General features: G+C 59.0%; 24 protein-coding genes. 13 read left to right on the top strand and 11 right to left on the bottom strand.

All coding sequences use genetic code 11. The features are described 5' to 3' along the window. The 6 genes from KGL31_10265 to KGL31_10240 all read left to right on the top strand — a co-directional run. Positions 1-1,414 (top strand): phosphoenolpyruvate carboxykinase (GTP) (locus KGL31_10265; protein ID MDE2322282.1); only part of this gene is annotated, 1,414 nt, incomplete at its 5' end. 153 nt (positions 1,415-1,567) lie between these two features. Then, a complete protein-coding gene (locus KGL31_10260) occupies positions 1,568-3,463 on the top strand; it encodes a PAS domain S-box protein (GenBank protein MDE2322281.1) in 1,896 nt (631 codons plus the stop codon). A 16-nt stretch (positions 3,464-3,479) separates the two neighbouring features. Then, positions 3,480-3,662, top strand: coding sequence for a hypothetical protein (locus KGL31_10255; GenBank protein ID MDE2322280.1), 183 nt, complete (start codon positions 3,480-3,482; stop codon positions 3,660-3,662). A gap of 3 nt (positions 3,663-3,665) precedes the next feature. Beyond that, entirely contained in the window at positions 3,666-4,202 is a 537-nt protein-coding gene (locus KGL31_10250; GenBank protein MDE2322279.1) for a class IV adenylate cyclase, read from the top strand. 59 nt (positions 4,203-4,261) lie between these two features. Beyond that, on the top strand, positions 4,262-5,275 hold the full coding sequence (locus KGL31_10245) for a ribonuclease Z (GenBank protein MDE2322278.1): 1,014 nt from the start codon (positions 4,262-4,264) through the stop codon (positions 5,273-5,275). Positions 5,276-5,393: 118 nt separating this feature from the next. Next, positions 5,394-5,975, top strand: a complete 582-nt coding sequence (locus KGL31_10240) for a Spy/CpxP family protein refolding chaperone (GenBank protein MDE2322277.1) — start codon at positions 5,394-5,396, stop codon at positions 5,973-5,975. Positions 5,976-6,025: 50 nt separating this feature from the next. Here the strand turns inward: KGL31_10240 and pdxA are convergent, their stop codons facing one another. Then, positions 6,026-7,060 (bottom strand): 4-hydroxythreonine-4-phosphate dehydrogenase PdxA, encoded by a 1,035-nt coding sequence (gene pdxA / locus KGL31_10235; GenBank protein ID MDE2322276.1) that lies wholly within the window; start codon positions 7,058-7,060, stop codon positions 6,026-6,028. A gap of 140 nt (positions 7,061-7,200) precedes the next feature. On the opposite strand from pdxA, the gene KGL31_10230 reads away from it, so the two are divergent. The 4 genes from KGL31_10230 (at position 7,201) to KGL31_10215 (ending at position 9,595) form a co-directional block, all read left to right on the top strand. Next, complete coding sequence (locus KGL31_10230) at positions 7,201-7,527, top strand: BON domain-containing protein (GenBank protein MDE2322275.1); 327 nt, start codon at positions 7,201-7,203, stop codon at positions 7,525-7,527. 72 nt (positions 7,528-7,599) lie between these two features. After that, on the top strand, positions 7,600-7,965 hold the full coding sequence (locus KGL31_10225) for a hypothetical protein (GenBank protein MDE2322274.1): 366 nt from the start codon (positions 7,600-7,602) through the stop codon (positions 7,963-7,965). 230 nt (positions 7,966-8,195) lie between these two features. Further along, a complete protein-coding gene (locus tag KGL31_10220; protein MDE2322273.1) occupies positions 8,196-9,314 on the top strand; it encodes a DegT/DnrJ/EryC1/StrS family aminotransferase in 1,119 nt (372 codons plus the stop codon). 68 nt (positions 9,315-9,382) lie between these two features. Next, the gene (locus tag KGL31_10215) at positions 9,383-9,595 is read left to right on the top strand and encodes a cold-shock protein (protein MDE2322272.1); all 213 of its coding nucleotides are present in this window, start codon (positions 9,383-9,385) and stop codon (positions 9,593-9,595) included. Positions 9,596-9,691: 96 nt separating this feature from the next. On the opposite strand, the gene KGL31_10210 is transcribed toward KGL31_10215, so the two are convergent. The 7 genes from KGL31_10210 to KGL31_10180 form a co-directional block, all read right to left on the bottom strand. Beyond that, a complete protein-coding gene (locus KGL31_10210; protein ID MDE2322271.1) occupies positions 9,692-10,417 on the bottom strand; it encodes a Tim44 domain-containing protein in 726 nt (241 codons plus the stop codon). A gap of 493 nt (positions 10,418-10,910) precedes the next feature. Further along, entirely contained in the window at positions 10,911-11,528 is a 618-nt protein-coding gene (locus KGL31_10205; protein MDE2322270.1) for a hypothetical protein, read from the bottom strand. Continuing rightward, positions 11,525-12,238 (bottom strand): zf-HC2 domain-containing protein, encoded by a 714-nt coding sequence (locus KGL31_10200; protein ID MDE2322269.1) that lies wholly within the window; start codon positions 12,236-12,238, stop codon positions 11,525-11,527. Before KGL31_10200 ends, KGL31_10205 begins: the two co-directional genes overlap by 4 nt. A 21-nt stretch (positions 12,239-12,259) precedes the next feature. Then, entirely contained in the window at positions 12,260-12,811 is a 552-nt protein-coding gene (locus tag KGL31_10195) for a sigma-70 family RNA polymerase sigma factor (GenBank protein ID MDE2322268.1), read from the bottom strand. A 130-nt stretch (positions 12,812-12,941) separates the two neighbouring features. Further along, positions 12,942-13,037 carry an AURKAIP1/COX24 domain-containing protein gene (locus KGL31_10190; GenBank protein ID MDE2322267.1) on the bottom strand — a complete coding sequence of 32 codons (96 nt, stop codon included), beginning with the start codon at positions 13,035-13,037 and terminating at the stop codon, positions 12,942-12,944. Positions 13,038-13,058: 21 nt separating this feature from the next. Continuing rightward, positions 13,059-14,501, bottom strand: a complete 1,443-nt coding sequence (locus tag KGL31_10185) for a sigma-54-dependent Fis family transcriptional regulator (protein MDE2322266.1) — start codon at positions 14,499-14,501, stop codon at positions 13,059-13,061. Next, positions 14,501-15,952, bottom strand: coding sequence for a HAMP domain-containing protein (locus KGL31_10180; GenBank protein ID MDE2322265.1), 1,452 nt, complete (start codon positions 15,950-15,952; stop codon positions 14,501-14,503). The genes KGL31_10185 and KGL31_10180 overlap by 1 nt, the downstream gene beginning before the upstream one ends. 327 nt (positions 15,953-16,279) lie before the next feature. Between KGL31_10180 and KGL31_10175 the strand changes: the two genes are divergently transcribed. Then, entirely contained in the window at positions 16,280-16,768 is a 489-nt protein-coding gene (locus tag KGL31_10175) for a 6-carboxytetrahydropterin synthase (protein MDE2322264.1), read from the top strand. On the opposite strand, the gene KGL31_10170 is transcribed toward KGL31_10175, so the two are convergent. After that, positions 16,765-17,550, bottom strand: coding sequence for a hypothetical protein (locus tag KGL31_10170; protein ID MDE2322263.1), 786 nt, complete (start codon positions 17,548-17,550; stop codon positions 16,765-16,767). The two genes, KGL31_10175 and KGL31_10170, sit on opposite strands and share 4 nt — an antisense overlap. Here KGL31_10170 and KGL31_10165 point away from each other — a divergent pair. Together KGL31_10165 and KGL31_10160 are read left to right on the top strand one after the other, a co-directional pair. Beyond that, positions 17,533-18,582: an ATP-grasp domain-containing protein gene (locus tag KGL31_10165; GenBank protein ID MDE2322262.1), complete on the top strand. Its 1,050-nt coding sequence runs from the start codon at positions 17,533-17,535 to the stop codon at positions 18,580-18,582. The genes KGL31_10170 and KGL31_10165 overlap by 18 nt on opposite strands. Beyond that, the gene (locus tag KGL31_10160; protein MDE2322261.1) at positions 18,579-19,613 is read left to right on the top strand and encodes a H4MPT-linked C1 transfer pathway protein; all 1,035 of its coding nucleotides are present in this window, start codon (positions 18,579-18,581) and stop codon (positions 19,611-19,613) included. Before KGL31_10165 ends, KGL31_10160 begins: the two co-directional genes overlap by 4 nt. Positions 19,614-19,711: 98 nt before the next feature. Here KGL31_10160 and KGL31_10155 read toward each other — a convergent pair whose 3' ends face one another. Continuing rightward, positions 19,712-19,888 carry a type II toxin-antitoxin system HicA family toxin gene (locus KGL31_10155; protein ID MDE2322260.1) on the bottom strand — a complete coding sequence of 59 codons (177 nt, stop codon included), beginning with the start codon at positions 19,886-19,888 and terminating at the stop codon, positions 19,712-19,714. Next, positions 19,885-20,037, bottom strand: coding sequence for a type II toxin-antitoxin system HicB family antitoxin (locus KGL31_10150; GenBank protein MDE2322259.1), 153 nt, complete (start codon positions 20,035-20,037; stop codon positions 19,885-19,887). The genes KGL31_10155 and KGL31_10150 overlap by 4 nt, the downstream gene beginning before the upstream one ends. Positions 20,038-20,162: the final 125 nt, after the last annotated feature.

The raw sequence follows: 20,162 nt of genomic DNA, 5'->3' as shown, positions 1-20,162 counted from the left end.
CAGCAGGGTCGGGGTGGAGATTACCGACAGCCCCTACGTGGTTGCCAGTATGCGGCTCATGACCCGCATGGGGAAGATCGCGCTTGAGCGACTTGTCGGGTCGGAGAGCTTTGTCCGCGGCCTGCATTCACTCGGGGACCTGAGTCCGGACCGCCGCTTCATCCTCCACTTCCCCGAGGAACGTCTCATCTGGAGCATCGGGTCAGGGTATGGGGGCAACGCCCTGTTGGGGAAGAAATGCCACTCCCTTCGCATCGCCAGTTGGATCGGTCGAGAGGAGGGCTGGTTGGCCGAGCATACTTTGATCATCGGGGTGGAAGATCCTTCAGGACAGGTCACCTATATGGCGGCCGCCTTTCCGAGCGCCTGCGGCAAGACCAACCTGGCCATGCTTGTTCCTCCTTCGGATCTCTCGGGCTACAAGGTGTGGACCGTGGGCGACGACATCGCCTGGATGCACATCGGGCCCGACGGACGGCTTCAGGCCATCAATCCGGAGGCCGGTTTCTTCGGCGTCGCGCCCGGCACCAGCGTCAAGACGAATCCAAACATGATGGCGGCGATCGGTCGAAATGCAATCTTCACTAATGTGGCCGTGACGCCAGAGGGCGAGCCATGGTGGGAGGGAAAAGAACCAACACCGCCTAACGGCCTGGTTGATTGGCGAGGCAACCCCTGGACGCCTGGGGAGGGGGCGGTCGCCCATCCCAACTCGCGTTTCACGGTTACCGCCAGACAGTGTCCGTCGATCTCCCCCCACTGGGATAATCCGGAAGGTGTTCCAATCTCGGCGATCATCTTCGGAGGTCGCCGCGCCCGGGTGGCGCCACTCGTCTATCAGTCATACAGTTGGCAACATGGCGTCTTCGTCGGGGCCGGCATGGCCTCCGAGACAACGGCCGCCCAGTCGGGTGCGGTTGGGGTTACGCGCCGCGATCCGATGGCGATGCTCCCATTCTGTGGCTATCACATGGCCGACTATTTCAACCATTGGCTCGACATGGGCCCGCGGATCGCTCATCCTCCCGCGATCTTCCACGTCAACTGGTTTCGGACCGATGAGCAGGGCCGCTTCCTCTGGCCCGGCTTCGGCGACAACCTCCGCGTCCTCAGGTGGATTCTGGAGCGAGTGCAAGGTCAGGGTAAGGCCGTCGAGACCCCCATCGGGTTCATTCCCACTTCTGATGCGTTGGACCTGAATGGGCTGAGGCTGCCGGCTGGCGCCGCGGGTGAGCTTTTAAGGATCGATGCCGATGCCTGGGCTGCCGAGCAGGCGGAGCAGGGCCTGTTCTTCGACCGGCTTGCCGCGCGCCTGCCCGTCCAGATTCGGCAGGAGCATGAGATGCTCCGCCAACGGCTCAGCCGTCTCAGCGTTACTATGAACGCCACCGAGCCGCCACAACACGCACCGTAGTTGCTGGCCCTTCCGGCGGTTTCGGGTCGAATGTGCCCCTGAAATGCAGAGGGAGGATTGCCAATGCGATCCGACGAGCCCACCGAAGAACTGGCGGCACTCAATCAAGCATTGCGAGCCGAAATCGCTGAACACGAGCGGACGGAGCAGTCCCTGCGGGAAAGCGAGAACAAATATCGCGCGCTTGTGAATGAAATCAACGATGGGCTGTTTGTGGTGGACGCTCAGGGCGTCATCACCTTTGCAAATCGGTCGCTAGCCAAGATTCACGGTCTTGAAAGCCCAGAGCAACTGGTAGGCCGCAGCTTTTTGGAATTCGTCGCCCCCGTCGAGCTGGATCGCACGAAGGAGTTATTCGTCCGTGCGGTGGAGGCGGGGACCACGGCTAAGGTCGTAGAGACTCAGATCGTACGCTCGAACGGGGAGAGTGCTTTCATTGAGGTGAAGTCGGCTCCCATCCTGGAGGACGGCAGGGTTGTGGGTCTCTGGGGGATCCTGCACGATATCACCGAGCGTAAGCGGGCCGAGGGGCAAATGCGCCTTCAGGCGGCTGCGCTGGAAGCGGCCGCGAACGGTATCCTCATTGCTGATCGCAACGGTACGATCATGTGGGTCAACCCGGCCTTTACGCAACTGACCGGCTATACCGCTGAAGAGGCTATAGGCCGGAACCCGCGCATCCTCAGGTCGGGTCAACATGATCAGGCGTTCTACCGCAACCTGTGGGAGACCGTTCTTTCCGGGAGAGTGTGGCAAGGCGAGATAATCAATCGTCGCAAGGATGGCAGCTTCTACACCGAGAATCAAACCATTACGTCCGTCAGGGACCAACGCGGGGATATTACCCATTTTATCGCCATCAAACAGGATATCACCGAGCGCAGCCGTCTCGAAGACCGGCTTCGCCAGGCGCAGAAGTTGGAGGCCATCGGCCTCCTGGCCGGGGGGATCGCGCACGACTTCAATAATCACCTGAATGGGATTATCGGCTTTGCGGAACTGGCTTTGGCGCAAATACCCTCGGACAGCAAGGGACACCGTTACGTCAGCCGGGTGCCGGAGATAGGCCGCCAAGCGGCGGATCTCATAGGCCAGGTGTTAAGCTTTGCGCAGAAAGCTCCGCTGCAACGGAAGCCGCTGGACCTGGACTCACTGCTCCAAGAGACGGTGAGCATCTTACGACGAACACTGCCCGAGACGATCACGATCAAGCCGGAGCCCACTGATGAGCCCCTCACGGTCAATGCCGATGGCGCCCAAGTGCAGCAGATTCTCCTCAATCTTGCCACCAACGCCCGTGACGCTATGCCCCATGGGGGGATTCTGACTCTTCGGCTGACTCGGGTCGCGCTGATCGAGGCGAGCCTGGGAGGGCATCCGGAGCGCCGCGTGGGCACCTTCGCCTGTCTGACCGTGGCCGATACCGGGACCGGCATCCCGGCCGCCATCCGGGATCGCCTCTTCGAGCCGTTCTTCACGACCAAGGAGACCGGCCATGGAACCGGCTTGGGCTTGGCCTCGGTCTACGGGATCGCTCACCAGCGCGAGGGCTGGATCGAGGTGGAGACGGCCGAAGGCCAAGGAAGCGCCTTCCACGTCTTCCTCCCCTTAATTTCCGATTCCGCAAAAGCTGCGCCTCCAGCCGAGAAGACTCTACCGCGGGGGACCGAGACGCTCCTGCTGGTCGAGGACAACCCGATGCTCCTGGAGTTGGGAGAGATCCTTCTCCGGGGTCTTGGATACACTGTCTTTACTGCCGTCGATGGGGTCGAGGCGCTGGCAGCCTTCCGGGCTCATCCCGGCATTGCGCTGGTCCTTACCGACGCCATCATGCCCCGGATGGGAGCGGTAGATTTGATTCCGGCTCTACGCGCTCTCAATCCTGAAATCAAGGTACTGGTTGCTACCGGCTATGCCCCGGACGAGATTCAGCATAGCCTGGAAGGCTTTGGGGTTGCCGGTTATGTTCGGAAGCCATTTTCCCAAGTCAATCTGGCTACTGCGGTCCGTACGGCCATCGATGGTCAAGCGCCTATCGAAATGGCTTGATGCCTGGAGGAAGATAGTGGAAGAGCAGTTTGTTGCTATTACGCTTCATCGAATTGCCGGAAAGTTAGTCTGCGGCGCCGTCACCTTGGCCAGGCAGCCGGATCGCTCCTGGTGGGGAAAGTGCGGCAAGTGCGGGGAGGAGTTCCGGGTGGAGCCGGACGCCCGGTTCGAGGGGCAGGTCCGGGCGATGAGGAACTGACTAATGCTGAACATCGAGCTGAAAGCGCGCTGTGATGATCTCGGAAGGCTTCGAGAGACTTGCGAGTCGCTTGGAGCGGAGGGTCAGGAGCCGGAGCGGCAGATCGATACCTATTTCAGCGTGAACCATGGCCGCCTCAAGCTTCGGGAGTCGCTGGAGTCCGGCGCCGAGCTGGTTTATTATATTCGAGATGATGTTGCCGGGGTGCGGGAAAGCCACTACGAGCTCTATCGTGTAGAGGACGCTGAGGGTCTTAAGGCGATGCTCGCTGAGGCGCTCGGTGTCAATGTGGTGGTCGCAAAGCGGCGCGAGACCTTTGTATTCGGTAACGTCCGGATTCATCTCGACAAGGTGCAGGGACTGGGCAGTTTTGTTGAGCTTCATGGGGCGATCGATGAGCCGGGAGAGCTGCCGCTGATCGCCGACGAGGTCCATAGCGTGCAGCGAGCGCTGGGGATCGATCCGCAATCTTTCGTGAAAGAGTCTTACGCAGTCTTAGCCAGTAGGGCGGAGGCGACGCGAGGGCCTTGCGCCAACTGATCAGCCCGCCAGGCGCATAGGATATTGCGGGGAAATAGGCCTGTCTCGGCGCGGCTGGAATGACCAATCTCTTTCAACCGAGGTTGCTCAATGAGGTTTTTGGAGATCCTGGTCTTTATGTAAGGCTCAGGTGGGAGCGGCGCGCCCTTCTGCTGGACCTGGGTGACCTGACAGCGCAGCCGCCTGCCGATCTGCTGAAGGTCACCGACATCTTTGTCTCTCACACCCATATCGATCACTTTATCGGCTTCGATCACCTCCTGCGGATCGTTCTGGGTCGCGACCAGACAATCCGCCTCTTCGGACCGCCGGGCCTCATTGCGAACGTCGAAGGGAAGCTCTCCGGCTACATCTGGAATTTGGTTGAGGGGTATACCCTCGCATTCGACGTCTACGAGGTAAGCCCGGACAGGATCACCGCGGCCCGCTTTCCATGCGGCGCTCGCTTCGAGCGGATCGACCTGCCGTCATCTTCACCGTTTACCGGCGTGCTGGTCGACGATCCGTTGTTTCGGGTCGAGGCGGTGCACCTCGACCACAAGATCCCATGTCTCGCCTTCGCGCTGACCGAATCGGAACGAATCAACATCGACCCCGAACGGCTGAAGCGGTTCGGTCTTGACACCGGGCCATGGCTCAGCGAATTCAAACGACTGCTTCGCGCGGGCGCTCCGGACGATACTGTGGTGCGAGCCCTCTGCAGGAGCGAGATGGGCGTGATATTCCAGGATTGGCCACTCGGCGATCTGCAGGATCAGATTGTGACAATTACGAAGGGACAGCGGCTGGTCTATGTTACGGACACATTGTACTCCGACGAGAATCGGCAGAAGATCGTTGCCTTGGCGCAGGACGCGGATATCCTGTTTTGCGAAACCATGTATCTGGAGCAGGATCGGGATTGCGCTACCGAGCGGCACCACTTGACAGCGCGGCAGGCCGGACTGCTTGCCCGCGAGACCAACGTGAAGGAGCTGGTAATCTTTCATTTTTCCCAACGATATCAGGGGTGCCCGGAGGCCCTCTATCATGAGGCTGCTGAGGCTTTCGGCGGGCCTGTTCGCTCGCGCTAAACTTTATCCCGGTGCGCGGTGTCACAGTACAGGAACGTTGAAATCGAGTGTTGGGTTGTCGCAGCGGATAATGGATCAGTGAAACCCGTAGAGGCCATTTGATAAGGAGGAAGTTACCATGCGAGTAATCGTGACAGCCGTGTTGGTTCTGATTGGTGTGCTGGGGCCGGCGATTCCACAAACCTGGAACCGGGTTGCCTCGGCAGAGGAGGGTGGGGGCGGACCGGGGATGATGGGGTACCGGATGACTCCTGAAATGATGCGTGGGATCCATGAGATGATGCGAGGCACGGGAATGGTGGGGCCGGGATTCCATGCTCGAAACGAGCACGAGAGGCCCCTCATCAGCCTGATGCTGATGTGCAAAGAGCAGCTTGGATTGACTGCCGATCAGGAGCGTAGCCTCAGGGGGCTTCGATCTGACTTTCAGAAGGAATCGATCAGGCGGATTGCGGAGATCGATGTGGCGGAGCTGGAATTGAACGGTCTGCTGGAGCAGGACAAGGTGGATATGGCCAAGGTGGAGGCGGCGGTGAAGAAGATTGCGATGCTGCAGGCTGAGCTTCGCGTGGGTCGCATCAAGACCATCGAGGCCGGGAAGGCGGTGCTGACACCGGAGCAGCGGGAGAAGCTCGAGCACCTGGGCCACGAATCGATGATGGGCCCAGGCATGCCCCCGATGCACCCTGGCGCGCGGTGAACGGCGAATCGATATCGCCCGAGGATAGCAGGTAGGAGCGACGTCCGGAACTATACGTCGAGGATATGGGCTGCCTTACGCCGACGATGGGCGAACTTCGTGGCCAGCAGGATTGCCTCCACCAGGCTGCGAGGGTTTGCGGTCCCCGTCCCGGCGATGTCGAAGGCGGTGCCATGATCCACCGAGGTGCGGATCATGGGGAGACCCACGGTAACATTGACCCCCCGATGGAACCCGATCAGCTTGAGCGGGATATGGCCCTGATCATGGTACATGGCGACGACGGCGTCGAATTCACCAAGCTTATGTCGATGGAACAGTGTATCCGGAGGAAAAGGGCCGCTCGCACGGATCCCCGCAGTCCTGGCGGCTTCGACTGCCGGCGTAATCTCTTCTCTCTCCTCTTGGCCGAACCGGCCGTTCTCGCTGGCGTGGGGGTTGAGGCCAGCGACTCCAATCCTCTTCTGCCGCGATCCGAGGTCGCACAGCACCTGATGAGCCAAGCGAATGACGGTCAGAACCCTGGCCTGCTTCACCTTGTCACAGGCGGTTCGTAACGAGGTGTGAGTCGAGACATGAAGAACCCGCATCCGCCCGACGACCAGTAGCATCGCATAATCGTTGGTGCCGGTCCGCTCAGCGAACAGTTCCGTTTGACCGTCATACTTGAACCCCGCCTGAGCCATGGCTTCCTTGTGGAGAGGGCCGGTCACGACTCCGTCCAGTTCGCCCGCTATCGCGAGGTCGATGGCCTTATTGAGATACTCTACCGCGGCTCTGCCACAGTGGGGGGCAAGAACGCCTGGTGGGCAGCTTGCGGGATCAATATTCTTCAGGTCCAATACATCAAGACAGCCCGGGTCTGCTGTGACCTCAGCCGGGGAGGCGATAGATCGAACGGGGAGATCAAGACGACAAAGCTTGATGGCCCGACGCATGATGTCCGCCTCGCCGATGATCAGTAGACGGCAGACCGCCCGCACCTCCTCTTGCGTGACGGCCTTGGCTACGATTTCTGGACCGATTCCTGCCGGGTCGCCGATGGTTAGTCCCAAAAATGGACGAAAGGTCGTATATAGGGGCATGATTCCTCCTGAAAGTGAACCAAATAATAGCACAAACAGCTTCTTCTCCCCAGGTTTTTCTGGTATAGTGACCCTGTGCCGCTAAGCCTTTGGGCATCCTTAATGAGATAGCGTGTAACTGATTACTGAAGGAGGCAGAGATGCGTATAATGAGCCGAATCAGCATAACGCTCATTGCTGTCATGGCCATCGCTTCCCCTTTGCTCCAGGCTTGTGCCCCCACGGCGACCCGCGAGAGCACCGGGGAGTATCTTGATGATTCAGCTATTACCGCCAAGGTCAAGGCGAATCTCCTTGGCGACCCTACAATCAGTGGGTTTGCAATTTCGGTAGAGACCTTCCGCGGACGGGTAATCCTGTCCGGGTTTGTCAACTCTCAGACCCAAGTTGATCGAGCGATCGCTTTGTCCAGGGAGGTCTCTGGGGTCAGGGAAGTACAGTCGGCGCTGGTGATCAAGGGTAAGTAGCGGCCATTCCTGCCCTAGCGCCACCCACCTCGAAGCTGTCATCACAAACATCTGATCCTCGCGCGGGATAACATGTGGGCGATAATTGAAAGCGCGCTTGATCTGGTTTCTGCCTTCGTTGACTTCCTGAGGATCTCATCAGTTTCAGTGTCTGCGGTTCAGCTTCTCGGGATTATTCTCGTCGTATTTCTGCTCGGTCTGCTCCTCGGACGGATCACCAAGCGTGGGGTTCAAAAAGCCGCAGAGAATTTAAATGAGCGGGAAGCGGACCGCGTCTTATTGGATTTCGAGAGGTTGACGCCACTTGGCCCCTCTGAAGAGGAGGCCGCAGAGAATTCAGTGATGGATATTTCCGGCATCCGGCCTGACCAGATACGTAAGGAATCTGCGGCAAGTGACCGAGAGGAACCACAAGGGCCGACACTATTCAAAGAATGATCACCATCACACCATTGCCGTCCAGCTTAGCCAAAAAGCTGGCTTTTGTCCGGGCCAACTCCTCCCTAACACGCTACCCTTCTGACCCCTGAGCTCCGAATTCGTCTAAAGTTGGTAGTAATGAGAAAAAGCTGTAGACTTTAGCCCCCGACGTGCGTAATATTTCGAACACACCGGATGGTAGGTGAGCAGTAGAGCCGTCCTCTTATACGGATTATACGGATGTGAAAATGCGGGTCCCCTTTTTGGATCTTAAAGCCCAGTACGCTGCCATCAAGAGCGAGATCAGATACGCGATCGATGAGGTGTGCGATAGTCAGCAGTTCATTCTTGGCCCTCAGGTTCGCCGACTCGAGGATGAGATTGCGCGGTATTGTGGCGTCCCCCACGCGGTGGGCGTCTCCTCAGGTACCGACGCTCTGCTGCTGGCTCTCATGGCCCTGGGCATCGGCGCAGGAGATGAGGTTATCACGACCCCCTATACCTTCATCGCCACGGCAGGATCCATCGCCAGGTCCGGGGCCAGGCCGGTTTTTGTCGATATCGATCCGGCCCGTTTCACTATTGATTCGAAGCTGATTGCCGGCCGGATCACGAAGCGGACCCGTGCGATCATCCCGGTCCACCTATTCGGTCGCTGTGCCGAGATGGAGCCGATCCGTACGTTGGCTGCTCAGCATCAACTCGCCGTGATAGAAGATGCTGCCCAGGCCATTGGGGCAAAGGATGAATATGGCCGAAGGGCCGGCTGTATAGGGCTCTTGGGCTGCTTCTCGTTCTACCCCACAAAAAACCTGGGTGGTTTCGGTGACGGTGGAATGGTCGTGACCAGCGATCCTGCCCTGGCATCAACGCTCTCAGCTCTGCGGAACCATGGATCGTCAACCAAATATCTCCACCCTCGTCTCGGGGGTAATTTCCGCCTTGACGAACTGCAGGCGGCTCTTCTGGCCGTCAAGCTGAAGTACCTCGATCAGTGGACGGAGCAGCGGATCAACAATGCCAAGCAGTATGATGCCCTCTTTCGCGAAAGAAGCTTGGAGGACCGGATCCGGCTTCCAGATATTCCCAAGAATGAACGGCACGCATTCAATCAGTATGTGATTAGAGCCCCAAGGCGAGATGAGCTGGGCCATTTTCTGGAGTCCCGAGGGATCGGGCACGATATCTACTACCCCATGCCGCTCCACCTTCAGATCTGCTTCGAGTATCTTGGGTACAAGACGGGGGATATGCCGGCATCCGAACAGGCCGCTAGGGAGGCATTGGCCCTACCAATCTATCCGGAACTGACCCAGCCGATGCTGGAATATGTGGTGGATGCCTTCCAAGCGTTCTACGGGCTGTGATCTTCCTGAGCAGCCCTTGAAAACAAGACGACGGGATAGCTTATTCAGGATGGAATGGAAAAGGAGGGATGAAGGACGTGCGGTTAACCGGTAAGGTAAAATGGTTTAATGACAGCAAGGGATACGGCTTCATTGAGCGATCGGATGGCGACGACGTCTTTGTGCATTATTCCGCCATCCAGGGCTCCGGCTTCAAGACATTGGCCGAGGGTCAGGAAGTCGAGTTTGAGGTCGTCGATGGTCCAAAAGGAAAACAGGCGGCGAATGTTATCAGGCTGTAATTCCGACCTGCTGCAATGAACAGAACGCCCCCCGTGACTTGTCTCGCGGGGGGCGTTCTTCTTCAACTGAAAGGCTGATCGCTGAAAGCTGAACGTTCAGTTCTCTGCCTGATTGATAGCCGTGAGCAGCCAGGGATTCGGCCCGACCGGGCGCGTCACGGTCCAGTACTCTTCAAACTTCACAGGGTCGGTGCGGCTGCCTTCCACGACTTGGGCAGTCCCTTCGTCGACGGTGTAATCCAGAAGGTTCGCTAAGAAGCGAACAGTCACGTAATCCTGCCCTTGCTCCTGCCACGCCTCTGTCAGTTCGACGGAGCGGACTGCAATATTTTCCAGGCGGTTGATCTTTCGTTCGTTCTTGAGCCGCATCACATCTGCGCCAAGCTGCGTGTACATCTGTGACGTGAGGATCACACGGACCGGCTCCAGATCGCGATTTGCCCAAGCCGCTTGGACCTTGAAAAAGAGATCGGTGATCGCCTCCCGGAAGCGCCCCTCCTCAAAACCAGGGTCCATCTGGCGGATGTACGCCAGGCCTTGGTCCACATCGGTCTCTCGGGTCATCGTTGCCTGCGAAGCTGCGCCCTGGTAGGACTCCGGCTCACGTTCGCCCCACGCCATGCGCTGATACGACCCCTCGGTTGGCGTCGGTTGCGACCGTTGCTTGACCACCCAGTAGATCGCCAAGCCGATCCCGCCCAGGATAACCAGGTCCATCAAGCCAAACCCTCCACCCATGCCGCCATAGCCGCCGAAGCCCAAGCTCCGGAACAACATTCCGCCGAGAAACCCACCAACCAAGCCTCCCGCCAGGCTCCGCATGAAGCCGCCCCCTGGCGATGGGGGTATCGGGCTCGCATAGGGGCTCCTCGGCTCAGTCTGCGGCTGAGTGGGAGTTGTCGGCCTATAGTAGTTGCGGCTCGGGCTGGAGAAGCTGCGGGAACCACGGCTCCCAAAGCTGCCACCACCGCCTACCCGCGCCGATGTCTCAGTTCCTGTGACCAATAGCGCGAAAATTACCGCAAGAACAATTATCCCCAAGCATTGTCCGTACTTCCGTATCATGTGCGTCCTCCTGTTGCTGCGCCCCACTCCGTGGGTATTATAACTGACAATGCCTATTATCAGCGATCCTCTCTGGCCGTGCAAGCAAAAAGCCGCCTTATCGTTGCTGGTGGAATAGGTCGCAGCAGCCAGGCAAAAACAAAAATGGCAGCGGAGGATTATTCCGCTGCCTCACGGGCCCACTCGAGCCTTTCGTCCATGCGGTGGGCGAGCCGCCATAACGCTTTGCCGCGGTGGTCGAGATATCTCTTCACCTGCGCGGCGACTCGCCCTCCATGGGGATCGGAGGCCGATCCTTCACGTTGGGTGATTCAACGCTCCGGCCGGGACCAGGCAGGAACCCTCGACGACGCTGTCGGAGGTCCAGGATGACGTTGCGCATCTCGGTCTCAAACCGATCTTCGAACAGGGCAAGGCGGGCCTGTTGCTCCGGATTCAAGATCGACCGCAGCCCGCCCTTGATGGCTTGCTCGCGTCCTCTGAAGTCGGTTTCCATGCGATCCAACTGGTCGAGTTTCGTCTTGATCTCCTCATCTCGCAAGGGTCGCTGCTTCAAAAGCTCTGCCAGCTCATTCCGGAGCACGTGCTGCCGCCAGTGGAATTCGCGGCGTGAAGCCTCCAATTGGGCCAGTTTCGGGAAGAGCTTGGCGGCTTGATCTTCATCCAGGTTGAGCGCCTCGGTCATCTTCCAGATCTTGATGGTCTCGATCAAGCGCCTTCCGTCCGGTGCGCCAGGCGGCCTTGGGGCGACAGGCGCGACCGGCTGCGCCATGGCTTGAGAGACCAGGCCAAGCAGCCAGAGCACCGCCGCGGCGGCGGCAATAATAGACCAGGACCGGACCGAGTAAGGCTCTTGTAGTTGTTTCATGACGCTGACCATTGAAGATGACTCAGGTGATCCAGCACGACCTGCCGCTCCTTCTCGTCGAGCGAGGCGAGCGAGTCCGATGGGTCAGTCTCCGGACGCAGGACCCAGGCCGTTTCGAGTCGGTCCGCAATCTCATCAACCCAGCGGAGCCGCTGAATCGCTGCCACCAGGGTCGAGGGCTCCTCAACGACCTCTCCAGCCACCATAAGCGGTTCACCGGACTGATGGTTTCCGTCATCGGGACGAGGGAGCATTGCCGCATTGCGCGCTGCGCCATTCTGACCCACAACCTTTTCCGTCGACACTGGCGCTGCCTGGCGATCCGTCCTGCCGGGCAAAAAGCCCGGCAACCGGACGATGACAAATATTGAAACGGCCGCTACAGCCAGGCCGGCGATAAGGCGTGGCCGGAAAGTAAACCACGACCCTACGCCAGCCAACCAAGCGGGGGATGTTGGCTTTGACTGATGTGTAAGTGTCTCCTGCTCGATTCGATGCTTCAGCGAAGGCAGGAACTCTTCCCAAAAGTCCGGCGACGGCTCAGGCACCGGGTCGACCCGCACAAGCGCCAAAAGATCGTGATAGGCGGAGAACTCAACGGTGCAGGTCGCACAGTCATGAAGATGGGTGAGGACCTCAGCGCGCTGCGCCGGCGGCAGCTCTCCCTCAATTAACTCCAACAGCCTGCACTCAACATCATCGCATCTCATGACGACAATGATCCTTCCCCCTCACATGCCTTCGCGCCAGTGTGCCAGCTTGCGCCGCAACGCTTGTACCGCGTGAAAATAGTGTACCTTGGCCGTCGCCTCGGAGACCCCCAGGATTTCGGCGATCTCACGGTGTGCGAGGTGATGATGGACCCGCAACGTCAGACTCGCCCGCTGTTGCGGTGGAAGCGTCTCGATGGCGCGGGCGAGCGCATCCGCCTGTTCCCTTTCCTCTAGCCGTGCGAGCGACCCCTCCGACGAATCGACCGGATCAGGATGCTGGTCAACCGCGGCGTAGAGGGATCGCGAGCCCCGGCTCAAATGGTTGAGGCAGAGATTCACGACGATCCGGTACAGCCACGTAGAAAAGCTGGAACGGCGATCAAACCGACTCAAATTCCGATATACTTGCAAGAAGGCCTCCTGCGACACGTCCCGCGCATCTTCCGCGTTCCTGGTCATCCGGTAGGCCAAGTTGTATGCCTCCCGCTGGCGCTTTCGGACCAGTTCGTCGAACGCCGTCCCATCGCCCTGCAAGAATCGATCGATCAGTTCGAAATCTGCCCCGCGCAAGGCCTTTGTCTCTCACCGAGAGTCATCCCCCGTCCGATCGGCCCACCCCAATAATGATGCTCTTGCAGGGTACGTTTCTTGGATCTGTCTCTTAGAATGGCTGAGCCGCTCGAACGTTTAATGCCCGGCTTTACTTCTTCCGACGCTGGTGCCTGGTCCGCTTCAGCAGTTTCTTGTGTTTGTGCTTACTCATCTTTTGTCGACGCTTCTTGACTACGCTTCCCACTCACATCCCCCCTTTCTGTTGTTACGCCCGCTCAGCCAATCCGCTCTCCGGAGTTGTGGGAGCGGTCTTCGTATCCCGTTTGATCTGAAATTTCTCCAGCCGATACTGTAGTGTCCGGTAGCTCAAGCCCAGCAGGCGCGCCGCCTTGGTGATCACCCAATCGGACTTCTCCATGGCCTGCAGGATCAAGTCACGCTCCAGCGCCTCAAAAGAGATCCCCTGATCGGGAATCTCAATCGCAAACTTGGAGCCTGGAGCGCTCGAGGGAACAGGCTGGGCCGGGAGGTCAAAGAAACGAACCTCGATCGGAAGATCGTAATGCTTAATTTCAGGGCCTTCAGAGAGCAGGATTGCCCGCTCGACTACCGCCTCCAGTTGCCGGACATTGCCGGGCCAGTGGTAGTTCAAAAGGAGCCGCATAGCCCCGTTGCTGATTCCTTGGATCGGCTTTCTTGCGCTCTCACCGTGTTTTTTGATGAAATACTCGACGAGTTGAGGGATGTCGGTGCTTCGCTCGCGGAGGGGCGGGATCACGATGGAGACAACGTTCAGCCGATAGAACAGGTCCTCCCGAAGGATACCATCTTTGACCGCCTCAACAGGATCCCGATTGGTCGCGGCGATGACGCGCACATCAACGCCGATCTCCTGCTTTCCCCCCAGTCGCCTGAACGTCTCTCCCTGCAGGACACGCAGGAATTTTGCCTGGATCGGCAGTTGCATCTCGGCGACTTCATCCAGGAAGATGGTTCCGCTGTTCGCCAGCTCAAAGCAGCCGGCCCTCCGGTCTACTGCTCCCGTAAACGCGCCCCGTTCATGGCCGAAGATCTCACTCTCCAGCAGACTCTCCGGTATGGCCGCGCAGTTGACCGCAATAAATGGGCGATCTCTGCGTGGACTTTGTCGATGGATGGTCCTGGCGATCAACTCCTTCCCGGTTCCGCTCTCCCCGATAAGGAGTACGGTAGAGTTGCTGCTGGAGACCTTTCGGATCTTTTCGAAGACCTCCTGCATCCGGAAGTGACTGCCCACGATCCCTTCGATGCGAAAATGCTCCTCTACCTGCTGTCGCAACAACCGATTTTCCCGGCTCAACTGAATACGCTCGAAGGCCCTTCTCACGGTAAGAAGCAGCTCGTCCCGTTCGAGCGGCTTGGTCAGATAGTCGAAGGCGCCCTTCTTGAGCGCCTGCTCGGCCGAATCGAGCGAGCCATAGGCGGTCATAAGAATGACCAGAGTGGGAGGGTCGTCTCGGATCAGCCGCTCCACAAGCGCCAGGCCATCGGTCCCCGGCATTCGAAGATCGGTCAGAACCAGGTCATACGACTTCTCCTGACAGCGCCGTAAGGCCTCTGTTCCTCCCGGCGCCGTTTCGACCGAATAGCCTTCAGTCGACAGGATAGTTCGAAGGATCTCCCGCTGGGGGCCCTCGTCGTCCACTACCAGGATCCGTCCCCCCCGCATCAGACCTGCTCCTCCACAGGCAGGCGGATGCTCACCGTAGTGCCCTGATCGCGAACGCTGTCCAACATGATCGCCCCTCCATGCTCCTCCACGATCTTCTTTGTCAGCGCCAATCCCAGCCCGATCCCGACCTCCTTCGTGGTAAAGTACGGCTCGAACACCCTCGGCAGGTCTTCGGAGGGAATCCCGCAGCCGGTGTCCTGGAAGCGAACCTCGATCCACCGTCCGCCCCCGGTCCCATCTGTCAGTCCGGTAGCGATCGCCAGCTTCCCTCCCTGAGGCATAGCCTGGAGAGCATTCACCAGGACATTGACGAAGCAGGTTCTGATCTGCTCCCCGTCTACCGACAGTATCGGTAATGCTTCCAGAGAGCCGCAATCGATTTCGATCCCCTGTTCTTCGGCCTTACCGCTGACCATCTTGACCACATCATGGAGCAACGAGGTCAGATCGCATGGGCGCGGCTGAAGCTTGAGCGGCTTCCCGTAGGTCAGGAAGTTGGTAATCATCGTATTCAGGCGATGGATCTCGCTTTTCACCCATGAGACCAGATAGGTGAACTCCTCGCGTAAGCGGGGGTCGGCGGGTGAAAAGCGACTCTGCAGATGATCGATGCTCAGGTTGATGAAGTTCAACGGATTGCGGATTTCGTGCGCGATGCCCGAGGCCAATTGGCCAATACTGGAGAGGCGCTCGGCCTGATGCAGGCGCTGCTCCAGCTCCTTGTTCGCCCGCAGTTTTTGCACCATGTCGTTGAAGCTCGCAGTCAGCTCGCCGATCTCATCGTGACGCTCGACCGGTAAGGTATCTCGGAGATCGCCCTGGGCCACTCGGCGTGCCGCCTGAACCACCTGATCGATCGGTCTGGTGTACTTCCAGGATAGTATGAGGGAGGCCGCCATCCCGAGACCAAAGACCAGTACGGTGGCAATCAGCCGTTTAATGAAGTTGAGTCGCGAGATTTGAGCAAAATCATCCAGTACCATGGTGATCAGGGCATAACCCATCCGCTGATTGCCGACCACGATCGGCACAATCAGGTTGTAGTTCTTTTGACCTCGCTCGGTTTTCAGCGTCTCCCCCAGTCTGGCGGTAATGAACAGGTCCCGGTGACTGGGGTCGATCGTTGCGCCCACTCGCTTCGGATTGCTGCTGGCGATGACCTCCTTCTCATTGCTGATGATCGAGATCTCATTGACCCCTTTTTGTTGCAGGCGGTTGACATAATCCTGGAGACGCGCCTCGTCTGTCCGCTCCTTGGAGGTGAGGCGCTCCACGCTGATCTGAATGGCGGTGGACAGATCCATCGTGTGCTTCTCCACTTGCTCGACGAGCGCCAGCTCCGCGTGCCAATACAGCACGAACAGCGAGGCGAGCGTCAGCAGCAAGAGGGAGAACATCATCAGCAGCAGCTTCGCCCTCAGCCCAAGACTATCAAACAACCCCTTCACCTTCAGACCCTCCTTGCGCCCGTACAACATAGCAGGGCGCGACAATGCGAGCTTAGCTTATCGGAAATAGAGAGTCTTGTAAAGCCGATAGGGGCTCCCACATAGGAAACGGAACAGACATCGTACCTCCCTCTGCGGGAGCATGGGGTCACCCACTTGGTGAGGTGTACACCTCACCCACCCCTTCACTATCGAGGAGTGTAGCGTCGCAGAAGGGGTCAGGTCGATGTTGGAGATCGAAACGGACAGCAAATCTGGCTTGACATCGGGCGCGCCGGTACGATAGCTTCCATCTGGCTACACGAAGGCACCACGTGAGGAGGTATAATGGCTGTTTTTCGCATCAGGGTTAACCACGAGAATCTCAAATTCAGTTCGGCCCACTTTGTGCTTTTCGGCAATGGTCAGTGTGAGTCGCTTCACGGTCACAACTATAGGGCCTGGGTAGAGCTGGAAGGGTCGCTCCAGCCGAGCGACTACGTTATGGATTTCCTCGCGGTGAAGCCGCTTCTCAAAGAGATCTGCGAGCATCTGGACCACCGAGTCCTGCTGCCGACCGAAAATGACGATTTGAAAATCACGCAGAGCGGCTCGGTCGTCGGCGCGATCTATGGCAAAAAGCAGTACAGCTTTCCGGCGGAAGATGTGCTGCTGCTGCCGATCCATAACGCCACCGCAGAACTGCTGGCCCGATATATCTGCGGCGAGTTGAAGGCCGAGATCAAGAGCCGATACGGGGGCGAAGGGGTGGCCACAATCAGGGTGGGCGTGCAGGAATCGTTCGGACAGGAGGCCTCGTACGAAGAGACCTTCTAAATTTCTGCCCTTATGCGGATCAGATCCTGCCGTGTGATCGTTCCGCTGTGCAGCGCGGTGGCGAGCAGCACCCCGGACGCACCGGCGCGGCGGAGGAGTACAAGCTCCGCGACTGACGCGATTCCGCCGCCCACGATGAATCGCATGCCGAGCGCGGCTGTCGTGACCCTGCCGAGCAGTTCCGCGTCTGCCTCGCCGCCCGCGCCGATCTTATCCATCCTTAGGAGAATGACCTCACGAAATCCGAGTGATAGCAGACGGCCGGCGATCACGCCAGGGTCCTTTGACTCCGTTGAGGGTTCTCGCCAGATCACGGCTTTCGCGTTGAGGTCGAGGCTGAAGAGCGTTCTCTCGGCTCCCAGTGCGGCGAGGAGGACTGATGCCGAACTGAGCCTCGTCAGCGACTCGGAGGCGATAATGACCTTCTGCGCACCCGTATCCAGCAGCCGCCTCGCCTGCAGGACGTTGTGAATGCCGGCATCGACCAGCAGTTCAAGCTGCGGCTCAGAGGCCGCCATTGTGCCGATGATGGCCAGATTGTCGCCGTTCCCCATGATGGCATCGAGATCGGCAACGTAGACCAGATCGCACTCGAGGGTTTCACGGTATGCCCGCAACAGGGCGACGGGATCGGCGCCTTGCAGCAGCACGCTCCGGATCGGTCTGTAGGCCGACCGCTCTCCGCGGCGAGCATGGACTGCGACCCCTCCCATGATATCGATAACGGGTATGACCTGCATGGCAATGATCGCTGTTCCTCCACGATGAAGATCGTCGTGCATGAATCTATCACGGCCGGCGGGTTAGGTGAAAGCCCGGTTCCGCCGACGCTGCTGGCAGAAGGGCGCATGATGCTTGAGGCGCTGCTCGCCGATCTGCTTGACCTTCAGGAGCACCAGCTTGCCGTACAGGTCGATCGGCGGCACCTCCCGCGGTTGCGTACTCGTCCCGGCCTTCAGGTTGTTGACAGCGGGCACAGTTACGCTCAATGCTTCCGACAGATGGTCGATGGGGCGGATGCCGTGTTCCTGATCGCCCCGGAAACAGGCGGCCGGCTCGAAACGATGACGGCGATGGTTGAGGGTCGCTGTAAGTTGGTATTAGGATCCAGCGCCGCCGGTGTCAAAGTGGCCGGCAACAAGATGCGGACATACCGGCTGTTGAAGGCGCACGGTATCTCCACCCCCAGGACGCTCCGCCTTCGGCCTGCTGATGACCCGGCGTCGATTGGCCGGGAGCTTGGCTACCCTGTGGTGATCAAACCGATTGACGGGGTGGGATGTCACAGCGTTTTTGTCGCAACCCGGCCATCGGAATTCGAACGGACGATCGCAGCGGCCAAGCAGAAGGCGCCGGGCGTGACACTCCTCGCACAGGCCTACATCGACGGTGTTGCCGCCAGCGTCTCGCTCCTCACCGATGGTAGCCGATCTCTCCCCCTGACCCTCAACCTCCAGGAGATCAGAGGGCGGAGCAGGCTCAGGTATCACGGAGGTCTGATCCCGTTTGAGCACCCGCTCCGGGCCCTGGCGTTCCGTCTGGTCGAGGAGGTCGTACAGGCGGTTCCCGGCCTCAAGGGGTACGTCGGGGTCGATCTGGTCCTGGCCGACCACGACGCGGTGGTCATTGAGGTAAATCCTCGCATCACAACCTCGTATGTCGGGGTCCGACAGGTTCTTCGGCAGAATCCGGCGGCCCTGATTCTTGACGCAGTGGCAGGCAAGCTTCCGAACGCTGCAGAAATCGATATTATCGGATCGGCGCGGTTTACGACGCGCGCCTGTGGCGCGAGCGCCACGAGGAGGCGGCAGTGATCCGGGTCGTCGGATGGGACATCGGCGGCGCCAACGTGAAGGCCGCCCGTCTGCTGTTCACGGACGGACGCGCTGAGAGCGGGCGTACGGTTCGCCGCTATTTCGAGCTGTGGAATCACAGCAGTAGTCTCCGCCCGCTCCTCCAGGAGATCCAGGGCGATCTTGGGCCGGCCGATGCGATGGTATTAACCATGACCGGAGAGCTGTGCGATGCGTTCGATGACAGGGCCGAAGGGGTGGCACGGATCATCGACGCAGTGCGAGAAGGGGCCCCCGGGATCCCGCTGTATGCCGTCGATCTCGATAGTCGGCTCGTTCGCGTGGACGGGGGGAAGGTGGATCTCCTCGCCATCGCGGCGACGAACTGGATCGCCGAGGCGTTGGTCCTCGCAAACCGGCAACCGGACTGCCTGATGGTGGATATCGGCAGCACCACCACCGATCTGATTCCGATCCTGGACGGGAAGATCGCCGCACAGGGCAAACGGGACATCGAACGGTTGGCGCGTGGGGAGCTGATCTACACGGGCGCGCTCCGCACGCCTGTCGCCGCTATCACGTCCCACATCCCCGTGCGAGGAGCGGTCTGCCGGACTTCAGCCGAATACTTCGCCATCTCAGCAGATGTGTATCTGGCATTAGGCAGGCTCAAGCCGGAAGACTATACCTGCGCAACGCCCGACGGCCGCGGGAAGACGAAGGAGGACGCGCTTCGCCGCCTGGCCAGAGTGGCCTGTGAAGACAGTCAGCATCTCACGGCCGGAGAGCTTCACGGTATAGCCGCCTATATTGCCGAGCAACAGATTCAACAGATTACCGAGGGGATGTTGCAAGTGCTGTCCAGGTTCGAGAACGGCCTCCATCTCCCTGTGGTGCCGGTGGGGATCGGCGCCTTCCTGGGCGAGGCCTGCGCACAGCGGCTGAACCTTTCGACGTGTGATCCTCCGGTACTCAGCGACAGAGGATCTGTGGTGTTAAGTCCATGCGCGGCAGCCGCCTACCTCTTGGGGGAGACGCTCTCTCGTGGATAGGCGTTCAACGTAGCAATAAGCTGCAGCGGCGCCTCGACCCTGGAACTATCTTATGCCTTACAACGGGAGCCAACCGTTAGCTTCATTGCTTGGTTCGGCTATTCAGAGAGTATTTTGATGATATGCCTTGCAAGACTTTCTTTGATTTCTCGATGTCGTGGAATTGGCTGTGATGCTTTACTTGTCGGATTGTGATACCAGTCGTGATTCGCGTCATGCCGGAGAAGCACGCAACCCTTTCGTTTAGGGGTTCTGATCAGATCGATCCGTTTCATTTGACCACGAGTTCACCAATCCTGCGGACGCCTGGGATATTCCCGCTGGTAAGTTCGTTGTAAATATCTTTGAGGCTCTCCTTCAGTTCGGGAAGGCTTTCGCCCTGCGAACGATAGTCAGGGTATTCCTCAAGCCACCCGATCCACATTTCATCTTCTTTGTAATAGATGAATTTTATCAGTAGTGTCCCAACGTTGAATCCGGAACGTGTGTTAACCTACTGATAACGCTGAGGTCGTATCCCACAATGACATTTTTCGATTTGAAATTCTT

It is taken from the genome of Candidatus Methylomirabilota bacterium, from assembly GCA_028870115.1.
In the GTDB taxonomy this organism is placed as follows: domain Bacteria; phylum Methylomirabilota; class Methylomirabilia; order Methylomirabilales; family Methylomirabilaceae; genus Methylomirabilis.
Note: the sequence above shows the minus strand (reverse complement) of the source record. Positions and strands in the feature narration are given on the sequence as shown.

Excerpts from the sequence above, each read along its gene's own strand:
- KGL31_10250 (MDE2322279.1), top strand. The coding sequence starts at position 3,666 with ATGCTGAACATCGAGCTGAAAGCGCGCTGTGATGATCTCGGAAGGCTT.
- KGL31_10245 (MDE2322278.1), top strand. The coding sequence starts at position 4,262 with ATGACCAATCTCTTTCAACCGAGGTTGCTCAATGAGGTTTTTGGAGAT.
- KGL31_10240 (MDE2322277.1), top strand. The coding sequence starts at position 5,394 with ATGCGAGTAATCGTGACAGCCGTGTTGGTTCTGATTGGTGTGCTGGGG.
- pdxA (MDE2322276.1), bottom strand. The coding sequence starts at position 7,060 with ATGCCCCTATATACGACCTTTCGTCCATTTTTGGGACTAACCATCGGC.
- KGL31_10230 (MDE2322275.1), top strand. The coding sequence starts at position 7,201 with ATGCGTATAATGAGCCGAATCAGCATAACGCTCATTGCTGTCATGGCC.
- KGL31_10225 (MDE2322274.1), top strand. The coding sequence starts at position 7,600 with ATGTGGGCGATAATTGAAAGCGCGCTTGATCTGGTTTCTGCCTTCGTT.
- KGL31_10220 (MDE2322273.1), top strand. The coding sequence starts at position 8,196 with ATGCGGGTCCCCTTTTTGGATCTTAAAGCCCAGTACGCTGCCATCAAG.
- KGL31_10215 (MDE2322272.1), top strand. The coding sequence starts at position 9,383 with ATGAAGGACGTGCGGTTAACCGGTAAGGTAAAATGGTTTAATGACAGC.
- KGL31_10210 (MDE2322271.1), bottom strand. The coding sequence starts at position 10,417 with ATGCGGAGCCTGGCGGGAGGCTTGGTTGGTGGGTTTCTCGGCGGAATG.
- KGL31_10205 (MDE2322270.1), bottom strand. The coding sequence starts at position 11,528 with ATGAAACAACTACAAGAGCCTTACTCGGTCCGGTCCTGGTCTATTATT.
- KGL31_10200 (MDE2322269.1), bottom strand. The coding sequence starts at position 12,238 with ATGAGATGCGATGATGTTGAGTGCAGGCTGTTGGAGTTAATTGAGGGA.
- KGL31_10185 (MDE2322266.1), bottom strand. The coding sequence starts at position 14,501 with ATGCGGGGGGGACGGATCCTGGTAGTGGACGACGAGGGCCCCCAGCGG.
- KGL31_10175 (MDE2322264.1), top strand. The coding sequence starts at position 16,280 with ATGGCTGTTTTTCGCATCAGGGTTAACCACGAGAATCTCAAATTCAGT.
- KGL31_10165 (MDE2322262.1), top strand. The coding sequence starts at position 17,533 with ATGAAGATCGTCGTGCATGAATCTATCACGGCCGGCGGGTTAGGTGAA.
- KGL31_10170 (MDE2322263.1), bottom strand. The coding sequence starts at position 17,550 with ATGCACGACGATCTTCATCGTGGAGGAACAGCGATCATTGCCATGCAG.
- KGL31_10155 (MDE2322260.1), bottom strand. The coding sequence starts at position 19,888 with ATGAAACGGATCGATCTGATCAGAACCCCTAAACGAAAGGGTTGCGTG.
- KGL31_10150 (MDE2322259.1), bottom strand. The coding sequence starts at position 20,037 with ATGTGGATCGGGTGGCTTGAGGAATACCCTGACTATCGTTCGCAGGGC.